Annotated in this window: 11 protein-coding genes; 9 read left to right on the top strand and 2 right to left on the bottom strand. The window is 67.5% G+C overall.

Annotation, left to right across the window (positions count from 1 at the left end; translation table 11 throughout):
• The first annotated feature begins 32 nt into the window (after positions 1–32).
• Entirely contained in the window at positions 33–1,439 is a 1,407-nt protein-coding gene (gene mgtE, locus IQ292_RS04460; RefSeq protein ID WP_203309108.1) for a magnesium transporter, read from the top strand.
• 84 nt (positions 1,440–1,523) lie between these two features.
• On the top strand, positions 1,524–1,928 hold the full coding sequence (locus IQ292_RS04455; protein WP_203309107.1) for a DUF1489 family protein: 405 nt from the start codon (positions 1,524–1,526) through the stop codon (positions 1,926–1,928).
• Between the two features lie 4 nt (positions 1,929–1,932).
• Here IQ292_RS04455 and IQ292_RS04450 read toward each other — a convergent pair whose 3' ends face one another.
• Positions 1,933–3,708 carry a thiamine pyrophosphate-requiring protein gene (locus tag IQ292_RS04450; RefSeq protein ID WP_203309356.1) on the bottom strand — a complete coding sequence of 592 codons (1,776 nt, stop codon included), beginning with the start codon at positions 3,706–3,708 and terminating at the stop codon, positions 1,933–1,935.
• A 219-nt stretch (positions 3,709–3,927) separates the two neighbouring features.
• Between IQ292_RS04450 and IQ292_RS04445 the strand changes: the two genes are divergently transcribed.
• The 3 genes from IQ292_RS04445 to IQ292_RS04435 all read left to right on the top strand — a co-directional run bounded on the left by IQ292_RS04445 (position 3,928) and on the right by IQ292_RS04435 (position 9,654).
• Positions 3,928–5,028, top strand: a complete 1,101-nt coding sequence (locus tag IQ292_RS04445) for a serine hydrolase (RefSeq protein WP_203309355.1) — start codon at positions 3,928–3,930, stop codon at positions 5,026–5,028.
• Between the two features lie 290 nt (positions 5,029–5,318).
• Entirely contained in the window at positions 5,319–8,084 is a 2,766-nt protein-coding gene (gene polA / locus IQ292_RS04440) for a DNA polymerase I (RefSeq protein WP_203309106.1), read from the top strand.
• Positions 8,085–8,136: 52 nt separating this feature from the next.
• Positions 8,137–9,654: a lipopolysaccharide biosynthesis protein gene (locus IQ292_RS04435; protein WP_203309354.1), complete on the top strand. Its 1,518-nt coding sequence runs from the start codon at positions 8,137–8,139 to the stop codon at positions 9,652–9,654.
• 250 nt (positions 9,655–9,904) lie between these two features.
• Here IQ292_RS04435 and IQ292_RS04430 read toward each other — a convergent pair whose 3' ends face one another.
• Positions 9,905–10,627: a hypothetical protein gene (locus IQ292_RS04430; protein WP_287980108.1), complete on the bottom strand. Its 723-nt coding sequence runs from the start codon at positions 10,625–10,627 to the stop codon at positions 9,905–9,907.
• 203 nt (positions 10,628–10,830) lie between these two features.
• Here IQ292_RS04430 and IQ292_RS04425 point away from each other — a divergent pair, with 203 nt between their 5' ends.
• From IQ292_RS04425 to holA, 4 genes are all read left to right on the top strand, one after another.
• Complete coding sequence (locus tag IQ292_RS04425; RefSeq protein WP_203309105.1) at positions 10,831–11,268, top strand: DUF3576 domain-containing protein; 438 nt, start codon at positions 10,831–10,833, stop codon at positions 11,266–11,268.
• Between the two features lie 114 nt (positions 11,269–11,382).
• Positions 11,383–13,893: a leucine--tRNA ligase gene (gene leuS, locus IQ292_RS04420; RefSeq protein WP_203309104.1), complete on the top strand. Its 2,511-nt coding sequence runs from the start codon at positions 11,383–11,385 to the stop codon at positions 13,891–13,893.
• The gene (lptE, locus tag IQ292_RS04415) at positions 13,890–14,390 is read left to right on the top strand and encodes an LPS assembly lipoprotein LptE (protein WP_203309103.1); all 501 of its coding nucleotides are present in this window, start codon (positions 13,890–13,892) and stop codon (positions 14,388–14,390) included. The genes leuS and lptE overlap by 4 nt, the downstream gene beginning before the upstream one ends.
• 16 nt (positions 14,391–14,406) lie before the next feature.
• Positions 14,407–15,426: a DNA polymerase III subunit delta gene (gene holA, locus IQ292_RS04410; protein ID WP_203309102.1), complete on the top strand. Its 1,020-nt coding sequence runs from the start codon at positions 14,407–14,409 to the stop codon at positions 15,424–15,426.
• The last annotated feature ends 70 nt before the right edge of the window (positions 15,427–15,496 follow it).

The raw sequence follows: 15,496 nt of genomic DNA, 5'->3' as shown, positions 1-15,496 counted from the left end.
GGCCGGCCCGCGCGAACCGGAGGGAGGTAGCGATGAGCGAGCACGAACTTCCCGAGGTGATCGACGAGGACGGCGAGACCGAGCTCGACGAGGACGACCGCCTGCGCCCCGAATTCGTCGATGCGGTGCTCGAGGCGGTCCGCGACCATAATGACGAGGAAGCGCGCGACCTCGTCGAGCCGCTCCATCCCGCCGATCTTGCCGACCTGTTCGAGATCGTGCCCGAGGACGATCGCGGTCCCCTCGCCCGCGCCGTCGCCGACCAGCTGAACGGCGACGTCTTTGCGGAAATGAACGACTATGTCCGCGAGACGCTGATCGATGCGCTGGAGCCGCATCAGGTCGCGGACATCGCCGCTGCGCTGGATACCGACGACGCGGTCGCGATCATCGAGGACATGGACGAGGACGAGCAGCGCGCGGTACTGCGCGCGCTCGACCCCGATGATCGCGCCGCGATCGAGGAGGCGCTGTCCTACCCCGAGGAATCCGCAGGCCGCCTGATGCAGCGCGAGCTGATCGCGGTGCCCGAGCATTGGACCGTCGGCGACGTTATCGACTTCCTGCGCAGCCACGAGGAACTCACGACCGATTTCTGGGAGATCTTCGTGGTCGATGCGGGCCACCACCCGGTAGGGACCTGCCAGCTGTCGTGGATCCTGCGCACGCCCCGCGGCATCGCCATGTCGGACGTGATGAAGCGCGAGCAGACGCTGATCCCGGTCGACATGGACCAGGAGGAGGTCGCGCTGCGCTTCCAGAAATACGCGCTGATCTCCGCTGCGGTGGTGGACGACGACGAGCGGCTGGTCGGTATGATCACGGTCGACGACATCGTCCACATCATCCAGCAGGAGGCGGGCGAGGACGCGCTGCGCCTGTCCGGCGCGGGCGAGGGCGACATCAACGAGCCGATCCGGCTGACCGTGCGCAGCCGCGTCGCCTGGCTGGTCGTCAACCTCGGCGCGACGATCCTCTCCGCTTCCGTCGTCGGCCTCTTCCAGGGCGAGATCGGCCGCTTCGCGCTGCTTGCTGCGCTCATGCCCATCGTTTCCGCGCTCGGCGGCAATGCCGGCACGCAGACGCTCGCCGTCGTCGTGCGGGCGCTGGCGACCAACCAGCTGACCAGTTCGAACACCGTCCGCATGCTGCTGCGCGAGTTCCGCATCGCCTTGTGCAACGGCGTCGCGCTGGGCCTGGTCGGCGCGCTCGGTAGCTACGTGATCCTCGGCAACGCGCAATTGTCCATCGTCTTCGCGCTCGCGATGATGATCAACAGCCTCGTCGCCGGACTCGTCGGCGTGATCGTGCCCGTCGCCCTCGACAAGGCCAACGTCGACCCCGCCGTGTCCTCGGCGGTGTTCGTGACGACGGCGACCGACGTGATGGGTTTTTTCTCCTTCCTCGGCCTTGCGACACTGTGGGGTCTCGGCGGCTGACCGTCCTATCGCTGCCGGTCTTCTCGACGCACGGGTCGCAGCCCGACTTGCCACTCCTAAGCCCCTGACCCACATGGGCAGCACATGGCCCTGCACCTCACCAAAGTGGCGTTCGGCGCGACCAGCGTCGACCAGCTCGCCGATCGCCTCGCCCTGCGCGCCAAGGATGGTCCGGTCTTCCTGACGACGCGCTACCTGCCCAAGCGGCACGAAGAGGTCGCGGGGCAAGGATCGCTGTTCTGGATCGTCAAGCACCAGCTCGTCGCGCGCTCGCCGATCCTGGCCTTCGGCGAGGCGGAAGGCGGGCGCGTGGCGATCCACATCGACCCGGCGCTGGTCATCGTCCAGTCGCGGCCCAAGCGCGCGCACCAGGGGTGGCGATACCTCGAAGCGGGCGATGCGCCCGCCGACCTGGGCGGCGACGCCACGGGCCTGGCCGGCCTGCCCCCGGCGCTCGTCGGCAAGCTCGCCGAGCTCGCGCTGATCTGAGCCCTCAGCCGGTCAGTTCCTTGAACAGCTGGCGGGCGGTGTCGGCGATCACCTGTCCCGCGCCCCGGTCACCCTTCGCCATCGACGTCATGAAGGCCTTTGCCTGCGCCAGCGTCACGTGCGGCGGCAGCGGCGCGACATTAGGGTCGGTCTTCACTTCCAGCACCACTGGACGATCGGACGCCAGTGCCGCATCCCAGGCCGCGGCCAGGTCGTCCGGATCGTCGACGAATATGCCCCTGAGCCCGATCATCTCGGCGAATCTGGCATAAGGCACGTCGGGCAGGTCCTGCGTCGTCTCGAAACGGGGGTTGCCCTCCATCACGCGCTGTTCCCACGTCACCTCGTTCAGATCCTGGTTGTTGAACACGCAGACGACGAAGCGCGGATCGGACCAGCGCTGCCAGTATTTCTGGACGGTGATCATCTCGGCGAGATTGTTCATCTGCATCGCGCCGTCGCCGACCAGCGCGACGACCGGCCGTTCCGGATAGGCGAACTTCGCCGCAATGGCATAGGGAACCGCCGCGCCCATCGACGCAAGTCCGCCCGACAGCGACGACCGCTGGCCGCGCTTCACCTTGAAATCACGCGCATACCAATTGGCGCAGCTGCCCGAGTCCGACGTCACGATCGCGTTCGCGGGCAGGCGTGGCGACATCTCCCACACCACCCGCTGCGGATTGACCGGATTCGCCGCGGCATGCGCACGCTCCTCCAATGTCTGCCACCATGTCGCGACATTCGCCTCGATCCCGGTCAGCCAGCTGCGATCACCCTTCGCCTCGACCAGCGGGATCAGCGCTTCGAGCGTCTCCTTCGCGCCGCCGTGCAGCGGCACGTCCGCCGGATAGCGCAGCGACAGCATGCCGGCGTCGACATCGATCTGCACGCAGCGCACCTGTCCGTCGGGTGGCAGGAATTCGGCCCAGGGAAAACCGGTGCCGATCATCAACAGCGTGTCGCAGTCCTGCATCATGTCCCAGGACGGCTTGGTACCGAGAAGGCCGATCGCCCCCGTGACAAAGGGCAATTCGTCGCTGAGCACGTCCTTGCCGAGCAACGCCTTGGCGACGCCCGCGCCGAGCAGGCCGGCGATGCGTTCCACCTCGTCCGCGGCATCTCGAGCGCCCGCGCCGATCAGGACGGCGACGCGCTTGCCGGCGTTGAGGATGTCGGCAGCACGGCGCAGCTCGGAGGGTTGCGGCACGATGCGCGGCCGGACGTAGCCGGGTCCGGATCGGGTGAAGCCGTGCGCGACCTTGGGATCGCTGTACGGCTCGTCCTGCACGTCCTTGGGCAGCACGACGACGCCGACGCCGTTGCGCGCCAGGGCACTGCGGATCGACCGGTCGGTGACATGGCGCACCTGCGCGGGTGCCGTCACCTCCTGCACATGATCGGCGACGTCCGCGAAAATGCGGTCGAGGTTGAGCTCCTGCTGGTAGCTGGCGCCGCGGACCGTCGTCTCTGCCTGCCCGGCGATCGCGAAGACCGGGGCATGATCCAGCTTGGCGTCGTACAGGCCGGTCAGCAGGTGCGTCGCGCCTGGCCCGCCGGTCGACAGGCAGACGCCGATCTCGCCGGTGAACTTGGCATGCGCGCTCGCCATGAATGCGGCCATCTCCTCGTGCCGCACCTGGACGAACTCGATGCCTTCGCCCTTGCGCTCGGCGCGCTGCAACGCGCCGAGCACGCCGTTGATGCCATCGCCGGAATAGCCGTAGATACGCGTGACGCCCCAGGCCTTCAGGCGCTCGACGAAAAAGTCGCTGGTCATCTCGGCCACGGGGCATCTCCTTGCGAAAACGGTGGTAATCGCCGGAGAACGGGTGCCTGACGCCATGGTTGCGCCGTGCGGCGGCGGTTGGTCGCTTCCTGCGGTTCGCCGCGCCGCAGCGGCGGCTCGTCGCACCGTGCGCCGTCGCCGGTTTCGCGCGATGATCTGGCGGATATGGATCGGGCTACCGCTCTCGCGATGGGGCCATTCAATATCCGTATGTATGCGTTTGGCCGGTCGGCTCCTCTCCTTCTCCTTTCGCTCGCCGCGGCTTGCGGTTCGACATCGCATCCGGCGGGCAGCACCCGGGCTCCGGTGACGACGCCGCCGGCGGAGATATCGATCCCGATTCCCGCCGCCGCCCCCCCTGCCCGCCGCGTTGCGCCAGCGCAGCTGAGCCAGGCGATCCAGCGGCTTGCCGACGGTTTCGACGGCAAGTTCGGGATTGCCATTCGCGGCGTGGACGAGGGCTGGACCGTCGCCTCGCCCGGCGCGCGCACGCGCATGCCCCAGCAATCGGTGAGCAAATTGTGGGTGGCGATGACGCTGCTCGACCTGCGCGACCAGGGCAAGGCACGTCTGGACGACCCGATCGTCGTCAGAACCGAGGACCTGACGCTCTTCCATCAGCCGATCGCGATGCTGGTGAAGGGCGATGGCTATCACACCACGGTCGGCGAATTGCTCAAACGCGCGCTGACGATGAGCGACAACACCGCCAACGACCGGCTGCTCACCTATGTCGGCGGCCCCGCCGCCGTCCGCGCGATGATCGAGCGCAAGCAGCTCGGCGACATCCGTTTCGGTCCGGGCGAACGTCTGCTTCAAGCGAAGACGGCGGGCCTGACCTGGAACCAGGCGACGATGTCGAAGGGCAACGGCTTCGAACTCGCGCGCTCGCGCCTCGCGCCCGAAGTTCGTGCCGCAGCGCTCGACGCCTATGTCAACGATCCGCCCGACGGCGCGGCGCCGCTCGCGATCGCGGACGCGCTCGCGCGCCTTGCGCGGGGGGAGTTGTTCACCGAGACCTCGACCCGCATCCTGCTCGATACGATGGGGGCTTCGATCACCGGCCGCGCCCGGCTGCGCTCGGCGCTGCCGGCGGGTTGGAAGATCGCACACAAGACCGGGACGGGGCAGGATCTCGGCAGCCGCAACGCCGGCTTCAACGATGTCGGCCTGCTCACCGCACCCGACGGGCGCCGCTATGCGATCGCGGTCATGATCGGCGACAGCCGCCGACCGATCCGCGAACGGCAGCAGCTGATCGCGGGCGTCGCCGCCGCCGTGGCGGACTATGCGGAGGGATCGCGCCGCTGACGGTCGCTGTCGCTGACGAAGCCCGCGTCGACAAGGCGGCGCGGGGCGCTAGGCGCGGATGGGGACGCCAGTCGACGCGGTCCTCTCCCGTGTGCAGTCCGGCGAGGCTGGATCGGCGCGGCACCGCGTCCCCGCAAGGGGATCGGAATCCGGTCGCCTAGTCACCACGCCGCGCCCCGCACATCCAGGGTCGCCGACAGCGACACGAAGGCCACAGTCCCGCGACTTCGGTACGGCCGGCGTCGAGATGGATTGGCCCCCTTCCCGCGATCCGCTAAGCGGCAGGGGCGATGCCCCATCTCTATCTCGTCGACGGCTCGGGCTATATCTTCCGTGCCTATCACCGGCTGCCGCCGCTCACCAACAAGCATGGCGAGCCGGTAGGCGCCGTCTATGGCTATACGACGATGCTGTGGAAGCTCGCCGACGATCTGCACAAGGCGGACGGCCCCACGCACATGGCGGTCATCCTCGACAAGTCGAGCCAGACGTTCCGCAACGAACTCTACGACCAGTACAAGGCGCATCGTCCGCCGCCGCCGGAGGATCTGGTTCCCCAGTTCCCGATGATCCGCGACGCGACGCGCGCCTTCTCGCTTCCCTGTATCGAGGAACAGGGCTGGGAGGCGGACGACCTGATCGCGAGCTATACCAAGGCGGCGCTGGCGCAGGGCTGGCAGGTGACGATCGTCAGTTCCGACAAGGACCTGATGCAATTGATGACCGATCCGTCGGTCGACATGCTCGACACGATGAACAACCGTCGTCTCGGGCCGGAGGCGGTGGTCGAGAAATTCGGTGTCGGGCCGGAGAAGCTCGGCGACGTGCTGGCGTTGATGGGCGACAGCGTCGACAACGTGCCCGGCGTGCCCGGCGTCGGCCCCAAGACGGCGGCAAAGCTCATCCTGGAGCATGGCGACGTCGAGGGCGTGCTCGCCGCGGCGGACGGCATGAAGAAGGGCAAGCTGCGCGAGAATCTCATCGACCATGCCGAGGCGGCGCGGCTGAGCCGCAAGCTGGTCGAACTGGCGTGCGACGTGCCGCTGCCGCAGCCGCTGGAGGAATTGTCGCTGGCGGACGGCATTCCGGACGCACCGTTGCGGGCGTTCCTGGAGCATCACGGTTTCCGCTCCCTCCTGACGCGACTGGGAGAGGTCGCGGATGCGCCGGTGCCCGAATCGGCCACCGACGTCGCGTTCGACGACGAGGAGCCCGCCTGCAACCACGACGGCTATGAGACGGTCGTCGACGTCGCGGCGCTCGACCGGTGGATACAGGTCGCGCGCCATCAGGGCTGGGTCGCGATCGATACCGAGACGACCGCCAAGGACCCGATGCTTGCCGAGCTGGTCGGGGTGTCGATGGCACTCGCGCCCAATCTCGCCTGCTACGTGCCCCTTGCCCATGGGGGGACCGACATGTTCGCCGAACGGCCGCCGCAGCTGGACATAACGGAAGCGCTGGCGAAGCTGAAGCCGCTCCTCGAGGACCCGAGCGTTCTCAAGATCGGGCACAACCTCAAATACGACATGATCGTGCTCGGCCGGCGCGGCATCGGGGTCGCGCCCTATGACGACACGATCGTGATGAGCTTCGACCTGGACGCGGGGCTGCACGGCCACGCCATGGACGAGCTTGCCGCGACGCATCTGTCGCACAGCTGCATCGCCTACAAGGACGTCGTCGGCACGGGCAAAAAGGCGCTGGGGTTCCACGAGGTCGATCTGAAGGCCGCGACGCGTTACGCCGCGGAGGATGCGGACGTCACCTTGCGTCTCTGGCGGCGGTTCGCGGCGCGCCTGCCGGTCGAGGGTGGCACGCGCATCTACCAGATGGTCGATCGCCCGCTCGTCTCCGTGATCGCGCGGATGGAGCAGCGCGGCATCAAGGTCGATCGTGAGACGCTGGCGCAGCTCTCCGGTACGTTCTCGACGCAGATCGCCGCACTGGAGGAAACCGTCCACGCGCTCGCCGGCGGCCCCTTCACGATCGGCAGCCCGAAGCAGCTGGGCGACGTGTTGTTCGAACGCATGGGGCTGAAGGGCGGCCGCAAGGGCAAGAGCGGCGTCTATTCGACCGACGTCACCGAGCTGGAGCGGCTGGCGGCGGACAAGGATTCGCCTGGCGCGGCGATGGCGACGAAGGTGCTCGAGTGGCGTCAGCTCACCAAGCTGAAGAACACCTATACCGATACGCTCCAGGAGCAGATCAATCCGACGACGGGCCGCGTTCACACCAGCTATTCGCTGACCGGCGCCCAGACCGGACGTCTTTCCTCCACCGACCCGAACCTGCAGAACATTCCGATCCGCACCGAGGTCGGGCGGCAGATCCGCGACGCCTTCGTCGCCGAGCCGGGCAACGTCATCCTCGCCGCCGACTATTCGCAGATCGAGTTGCGGCTGGCGGCGCATATGGCGGACGTGCCGCAGCTGCGCGAGGCCTTCGCCCGTGGCGACGACATCCACAGCCTGACCGCGCAGGAGCTTTTCGGCGAAGTGACGCGCGATACGCGCGCCAGCGCCAAGACGATCAACTTCGCGATCCTCTATGGCATCAGCCGCTGGGGCCTCGCCGGCCGCCTCGACATCGGCGCCGACGAGGCGCAGGCGATGATCGACCGCTATTTCGATCGTTTTCCCGGCATCAACCGATATATCGCCGAGACGCTGACGCAGGTGCGCGAGCGCGGTTTCACGGAAACCTTGTTCGGCCGGAAGACCCATTTCCCCCGCATCCGCAGCAAGGTGCAGCACGAGCGGCAGGGCGCGGAACGCGCCGCGATCAACGCTCCGATCCAGGGAACGAGCGCGGACATCATCAAGCGCGCGATGGTGCGGATGGAGCCGGCGCTTGCCGAAGCCGGCCTCTCGCAGGTGCGCATGCTGCTGCAGGTGCATGACGAACTCGTCTTCGAGCTGCCGGAAGGCGATGTCGCACGTGCCAAGCCGGTGATCGAACACGTCATGGCGACGGCCGCGGAGCCGGCGATCCGGCTCAGCGTACCGCTGGGGATCGAGATCGGCGTCGGTCCCAGCTGGGGAGCCGCGCATTGATCGCCCTTACGGACGGCTTTGCCCCCTGCGTTCCGACGGTCCTTCGCCGATGATGTCCAAGAATCAGGATATCGACGCGCTGGCCAAGGGCGGGCGCACCAATATCGCGGGGTTCATCCTGCGTCTTGCCGCACGCATCCCGTTCCTGTTCATCGCGGGCCGCCTCTACGGCGCCGATCTCGTCGGCCGGTTCGCCCTTGCGGTGGTGGTGGTCGAACTTGCCGCCCTGCTCGCGACGCTGGGCCTCAAGCGCGGACTGGCGCAGGCGCTGTCCTCGGCGGACGATCGGTCGCACGTCGACGTCGTCTGGGACGCTCTGGCGGTCGCCTTCCTCGCATCGATCGCCGCAAGCGCGGTGCTGATCGCCTTTCCCGAGGTGATGTACGCCAACACGCAGGTCACGGGGCTCGACCGATTCCTGCCCTGCATCATCGTCGCGGTCGCCTGGTCCGACGTCAGCCTCGCCGCGCTCGCCTATCGTCATGACGTCAAGGCCGCCGTCACGGCGCGTGCGGTGGTGGAACCGTGGACGATCTCGATCGCCGCCTGGGCCTTCTCCTTCGTCACGATCAAGGACGGGCTCGTCCTTTCCTATGTCGCTTCGATGACCGCGGCGCTGATCGCCAGCATCGTGCCGTTCCTGCGCAGCTATGGCCTGCCGCACGACTGGTCGCCGCGTCCGGGCGCCTTGTTCGCGCTGGCCCGCGCCAACGCCCCGCTTGCCGGTGCGGACGCGCTGGAATGGGGAAGCCGCAATGTGGATCGCTTCATCCTGGGCATGGCGTTCGAACCCAAGGTGGTCGGTATCTATTACATGGCCCAGCAGGTCGCGAGCTTGCCGCAGAAGCTCAAGACGAGCTTCGACCCCATCCTGGGGCCCGTCATCACGCAAAGCCTGGCGATCGGCGATCGCGCCGCCATCGCCAACCAGGTGCGGCAGGTCGCCTTCTGGATCATGGCGGCGCAAGGCTGCCTGGCGTTGATGGGTTCGATCCCCGGCGAAGCGGTGATGGGCGTCGTCGGGCCGCAGTTCGTGGCGGGCAGCTATGCCTTGGGCTTTCTGCTCGCCGCGGAAGTGCTCGCCTCCACCGGCGCGGTGTGCGAATCGGCGCTGGTCTATACCGCGCGTCATCGCAATCTGATGATATCCACCGCGATGCTGGGCGTGCAGATCCTGCTCAGCATCGGCTTCATCGTGGCCGCCCGCCGCCTAGGCTGGCCCGAGACATGGCAGGCCGCCGGCCCCGCGCTCGCCCTGATGCTGAGCGTCGGCATGACGTCGCTGATCAAGGCGCGGCTGCTGGGCCGCATCCTCGGGGCGCCCGTGTCGCCGTGGCGCTGGACGCTCGCGGGTGCTGCCGTCGCGGCGATCGTCGTGGGCACCGCATTCACCATGCTGCCGCATCGGCTCGAATGGGCAGAGCTTCTGTTCGGCGAACCCGCGATCGCGGGGACCTATCTGCTGATCCTGTGGAAATTCGCCTTCGGCCCCGGCGACCGTACCCTTTTTGGGAAGATGCCGCGCGCGGAGAATGCCACCTTGCCCAACGTGGGCGCGCCCGTCCCCTGATTGGATCATACATGGCTCGATCAGCGCTGCGAACGGCCCTGGCGTGGCAGGCGTTTGCCGGTTGCGGTCATCCGTCATGCCGTGCCAGCCAAGGCCGCGGTCGGCGTCTGGCTGGTCAGGAAGATCGGGTGGCCGCGAACATGCGATTTTCCGCGACGAGCACGATTTGCGGAGGATTTGGACAGCGCGAACCCCAGCCGCATGTGGCGCCGGCAGTTGGACGCCAAAGGCGAAAGCGCCTCAGATCCGCTTAGAAGCGGAAGGCCGTGCCCACGTATACCGACTGGCTGTCGCGATGATCGTCGTCGCCCAGCCGCGCCAGCCGCTCGCGATCCGACCGATAGCGCATGCCCGCAGTCAGATCGATATGCCGCGTCAGCGAGTAGGAACTCGACAGATCGACCGAATAGCTCGGTGCCTCCTCGACGAGCTTGCTCGTTCCCGCCAGCGGACGATCGGTGGTCGCGGTCAGTCTGCTGCTCGCGCGGCCGGCCTTGTAGGTCAGCGCGACGTCGGTCGTCTCGCGGCTACCCGGCTGCGGGCCCATGTCCAAGTGCGATACGTCGCCGGACAGCGAGAAGCGCTTCCACGCCACGGACGCGCCGAGGCTGTACGCGCTCGGCTGGATGCCCAGGGTGGCAGGCTTGGCCAGGCCGGCGCGGCTGGCATCGGCGGCGGCGAGCGCGACGCGGTTCGAGCGCGCGCGCACGGCCACGGTGATCGCGCGCTTGTCCTGCGTCGATTCCGCCGGCGTGAACCGGAACGCCGTGTCGTCGAGACCGGCACGTGCCATCACGGCCGCAAGGCGCGGATCGGCGGCTGCCGGCGTGAAGGCACCGGAAAAGCGGAGCGGGGCGGCGATACGGCGCACGCCCTGCGCCTTCTCCGCGGCACCGAATGCGGGTGCGACAGCGATGCCGGTGACGACAAGCGCCCCCGCCATCAATGCAGCCATCGCACGCTTCGTGCTCACGAGTCGAACCCCATCAGAATCCCGCAGCAACGCGCCTACCACGATTCGGCCGCACGCCAACATGCCCAACCGTGTCACGGCCGCATCATTTTGTCCGACTGTTGCATCAGACACACAGGTTGTCTCATCGGCACGGCTTCTTGCGGGCGCATCGGCGCGCCTGTAGGGATGAAAGGGATTTCTCGACCAAGGACTACCCGCCCATGATCCGCCCGTTGCGCACCGCCCTCATGGTCGCCGTCGTCGCACTGCCGCTTGCCGCATGCGGCGGCCGCAGCGGCACGGCCCAGGCCGATCTCGCCGCGTCGAAAGTTACGACGATCGGCGTCAATTCCTACCTGTGGCGCGCCAGCCTCGATACCCTGTCGTTCATGCCTCTGGTGCAGACCGACTCGAACGGCGGTGTCATCGTCACCGACTGGTACGTGAATCCGCAGGTGCCGACCGAGCGGATGAAGGTCACCGTGTCCATCCTCGACCAGGATCTGCGCGCGGACGCGGTACGTGTCGCGGCGCTGCGCGAGGTCAATCGCGGCGGTCAGTGGGTATCCGCGCCGGTCGCCGCCGCGACGACCCAGAAGCTCGAGGATATCATCCTGACCAAGGCGCGGGACCTGCGCCGTGCGTCTATCGCCGGCTGAGGCCGGAGGCGATGCCGGGGCCAGGATCGGGCGAGCAGCGCGCGGCGTTGTTTCCCGGACGCCGCCCGGCACCGCATGAAGCGCAGCCGAAAACATGAATGGAGTTCAGCCCACGTGGCATCACGCTTCAACGCACTGAAGGCGGACGCCGCCTGGCAGGCGATCTGGGACGACCGTCGCACGTTCGCGGCGAAGGACGATAGCGGCAAGCCGCAGAGCTATGTGCTGGAGATGTTCCCCTATCCGTCGGGGCGCATCCACATGGGGCATGTCCGCAACTATACGATGGGCGACGTACTGGCCCGCTATCGTCGCATGCGCGGCTATGAAGTGCTGCACCCGATGGGCTGGGACGCATTCGGCATGCCTGCCGAGAATGCCGCCATGGAGAAGGGCGTGCATCCGGGCACCTGGACCCGCGCCAATATCGCGACGATGAAGGCGCAGCTCAAGCGGCTCGGCTTCGCGCTGGACTGGACGCGCGAACTGGCGACGTGCGAGCCCGAGTATTACGGGCACGAGCAGGCGCTGTTCCTCGACATGTTCGCGAACGGACTCGTCTATCGCAAGGAATCCGCGGTCAACTGGGATCCGGTCGACATGACCGTGCTCGCCAACGAGCAAGTGATCGACGGGCGCGGCTGGCGATCCGGCGCACTGGTCGAGAAGCGCAAGCTGAGCCAGTGGTTCCTCAAGATCACGGACTTCGCCGACGAGCTGATCGAGGGGCTTGGCGATCTCAAGGACTGGCCGGACAAGGTCAAGCTGATGCAGGAGAACTGGATCGGCAAGAGCCAGGGCCTGCAATTCCGCTTCGACCTGTCGAACGGCGAATCCGTCGAGGTCTTCTCGACCCGCCCGGACACGATCTTCGGTGCAAGCTTCGTCGCGGTCGCGGCCGATCACCCGATCGCACAGGCTCTGGCTGATCGGCCCGACGTGGCGGCGTTCATCGAGCGCTGCAAACAGGGCGGCACCACCGCCGCGGAGCTCGAGACGCAGGAAAAGCTCGGCTTCGACACCGGTCTGACCGCCGCGCATCCGCTCGACCCCGATTGGCGTCTGCCCGTCTTCATCGCGAATTTCGTGCTGATGGACTATGGAACCGGCGCCGTCTTCGGTGTGCCGGCCCATGACCAGCGCGACCTCGATTTCGCGCGTAAATACGCGCTGCCCGTACGCCGCGTGGTGTCCGAGGGCGAGCGGACGGATCCGGCCTTCGACGGCGACGAAGCCTATACCGGGCCGGGCACGATCGTGAATTCGCGGTTCCTCGACGGCATGGACATCGAGGATGCCAAGCGCGCGGTGATACGCCGCGCCGAAGAGGACGGCTGGGGCAAGGGATCGACCGTCTATCGCCTGCGCGACTGGGGCGTCAGCCGCCAGCGTTACTGGGGTACGCCGATCCCGATCATCCATTGCGCCGCCTGCGGCGCCGTGCCGGTCCCCAAGGAGCAGCTGCCCGTCCGCCTGCCGGAAGATGTGACGTTCGACGTTCCCGGCAATCCGCTCGACCGGCATCCGACGTGGAAGCACGTCCCCTGCCCGTCCTGCGGCGGCGAAGCGCTGCGCGAAACCGACACGCTCGACACGTTCGCCGATTCCAGCTGGTACTTCATCCGCTTCGCCAGCCAGCCCGACGACAAACCCTTCGACCGGGCGGTGGCGGAAAGCTGGCTACCCGTCGGCCAGTATATCGGCGGCGTCGAGCATGCGATTCTCCACCTGCTCTACGCGCGGTTCTGGACCCGCGCGCTCCGGCATATCGGCATGCTCGATATCGCGGAGCCGTTCACCGGCCTGTTCACGCAGGGCATGGTGACGCACGAGACCTATAAATCCTCCGACGGTCGCTGGCTCTCCCCGGCGGAGGTCGAAAACGGCATCGAAATCGCGACCGGTCAGCCGATTCAGGTCGGCCGCGTCGAGAAGATGTCCAAGTCCAAGAAGAACACCGTCGATCCCGAACCGATCGTCGACCAATATGGCGCGGACGCGACGCGTTGGTTCATGCTGTCGGATTCGCCGCCGGAGCGGGACCTGCCCTGGTCGGAAGCGGGCATCGAGGGGTCGTGGCGGTTCGTCCAGCGGCTTTGGCGCTTGTTCGACGCCGATCCGGCAGAACCCGGTGAAGGCGGCGACCCCGCGCTCGACCGCAAGCTTCATCAGACGATCCAGGGCGTCGGCGCAGACATCGAAGCGCTGGCCTTCAACAAGGCCGTCGCCAAATTGTACGAACTGACCAGCGCCATCGAGAAGGCCGCCCCGTCGCCATCGCGCAGCAACGCGATCCATGGGCTGATGCTGCTGGTCGCCCCGATGGTACCGCATATCGCCGAGGAGGCGTGGGCGAAGAAGGGGGCGGAGAACGGCTTCGATGGCCTGATCGCCGACGCATCCTGGCCAGAGGTGGATGCGGCGCTTCTCATAGAGGATGAGATGACGATCGCGGTGCAGGTCAACGGCAAGCTGCGCGACACGCTGACCCTTCCGAAGACCATGGCGAAGGAGGACGTCGAGGCAGCCGCCCTTGCCTCCGACAAGATCGTCCGCACCCTCGAGGGCAAGGCCCCCAAGAAGGTGATCGTCGTTCCGGGCCGGCTGGTGAACATCGTCGCATGATGACTCGGCTCATCCTTCCCCTGCTGCTGCTGGCGCCGCTCACCGCCTGCGGCCTGCATCCGCTCTATGCGGGGGGTGCCGGTGGCAGCGTCGCTCAGACGCTGGCGGCGGTCGACGTTTCGCCGATCCAGGGCAAATCCGGCTGGCTGATGGCAAACGCGCTGCGGGACCGGCTCGCCGCCTCGGGCACTCCGCGCTACCGCCTTGACGTCAAGCTCGACGATTCGATCGCGGGCCTTGGCGTACGGCGTGACGACAGCGTGACCCGCGAGCGACGGACGCTCCGGGCACGGTATCAGCTCGTCGATCTCAGCGATGGCGCGGTGATGCTCGACGCGACGGCCGGGTCGGACGCCGGCATCGATGTCATCGCGTCGTCGGAATATGCGACCATCGCCGCCGAAAATACCGCGCTGGAACGGTTGTCGGGCATCGTCGCCGACCAGATCGTCGCGAAGCTAGCGTTGTACGCCCGGCGCCGTCAGCCGGCGCGCTGATGCGGCTGGCGCGCCCGTGAAGGCCAATGCGCGCGATATCCGCGCCGCGATGGAACGTCCGTCTCCGGACATGCGTCTGTTTCTGCTGCATGGACCGGATGCATCGGCGGCGGCCGAACTCGCCGGCCGACTGGCGCATGCGATGGGCCCGGATGCGGAACGGATCGATCTGGACGGGGCGATGCTGAAGGGCGACCCGGCCCGGCTCGTCGACGAGGCCGCCGCCTTGTCGCTGTTCGGTGGCGCCCGCCATATCCGGATAGCGTCGGTCGGAGAGGAAAGCCTCGACGCCCTGTCGGCCCTGTTGAACGCCGATCATGCCGGCAACCCGGTGGTTGCCCTCGCGCCGACGGTCAAGTCGACGGCGAAGATCGTCAAACTGGCGATCGACAGTCCCCGGGCCATGGCATTCGCCTGCTACGAACCCAGCGCCGCCGATCTGGAGAAGCTGGCGGCGACGCTGCTACGCGACGCTGGCATGCGGCCGCATGGCGCGGTGACGCATCGGCTTGCCGCCGCCTGCGCCGGGGATCGCGCCATCCTTGCCAAGGAAATCGACAAGCTTGCGCTGTTCCTCGATGCGGCGCCCGATCGCCCGAGGGATGCGGATGAGGCCGCGCTCGATGCGATCGGCGCCGACCTCGGGGAAGCCGAGATGGGGAGCGTGATCGAGGCGATCGTGGCCGGGCGGACCGCCGTCCTCGGCGCCGAACTCGTCCGCCTCAACGAGGCGGGCACGTCGCCGATACCATGGCTGCGTCTGCTCGCGCGTCGGCTGATGACCCTGGCCGAGATGCGGGCGGACATCGACGGCGGCGCTACGCAGGACAGCGTCTTCAAGCGTCACCGGATATTCTTCCGCGAGGAGGCGGCGACCGCGCAGGCCTTGCGCCGCTGGACGCCCGCGATGTTGGCGACCGCGTTGATGCGCGTCCGCCACGCCGAGCGCGCGGTGATGGCGAGCGGCAATGCGGGCAGCGTGGTCGCGGACCATGCCATGACCGAACTCACCCGCGGCGTCGAGCGCCGCGGCTAGTGTGCGATCCAGCGAGGCTGGATCAGCGCGGTACCGGTCCTCACCCACCCCCGGATGGTCTTTCACGACA

Origin of the sequence: Sphingomonas beigongshangi, from assembly GCF_016820445.1 — a bacterium.
In the GTDB taxonomy this organism is placed as follows: domain Bacteria; phylum Pseudomonadota; class Alphaproteobacteria; order Sphingomonadales; family Sphingomonadaceae; genus Sphingomonas; species Sphingomonas beigongshangi.
This window is presented reverse-complemented; position numbering and strand designations above follow the sequence as displayed.

Bases quoted from the DNA above. Each gene is read 5' to 3' on its own strand.
- mgtE (WP_203309108.1), top strand. From the start codon at position 33: ATGAGCGAGCACGAACTTCCCGAGGTGATCGACGAGGACGGCGAGACC.
- IQ292_RS04455 (WP_203309107.1), top strand. From the start codon at position 1,524: ATGGCCCTGCACCTCACCAAAGTGGCGTTCGGCGCGACCAGCGTCGAC.
- IQ292_RS04450 (WP_203309356.1), bottom strand. From the start codon at position 3,708: ATGACCAGCGACTTTTTCGTCGAGCGCCTGAAGGCCTGGGGCGTCACG.
- IQ292_RS04445 (WP_203309355.1), top strand. From the start codon at position 3,928: ATGTATGCGTTTGGCCGGTCGGCTCCTCTCCTTCTCCTTTCGCTCGCC.
- polA (WP_203309106.1), top strand. From the start codon at position 5,319: ATGCCCCATCTCTATCTCGTCGACGGCTCGGGCTATATCTTCCGTGCC.
- IQ292_RS04435 (WP_203309354.1), top strand. From the start codon at position 8,137: ATGTCCAAGAATCAGGATATCGACGCGCTGGCCAAGGGCGGGCGCACC.
- IQ292_RS04425 (WP_203309105.1), top strand. From the start codon at position 10,831: ATGATCCGCCCGTTGCGCACCGCCCTCATGGTCGCCGTCGTCGCACTG.
- lptE (WP_203309103.1), top strand. From the start codon at position 13,890: ATGATGACTCGGCTCATCCTTCCCCTGCTGCTGCTGGCGCCGCTCACC.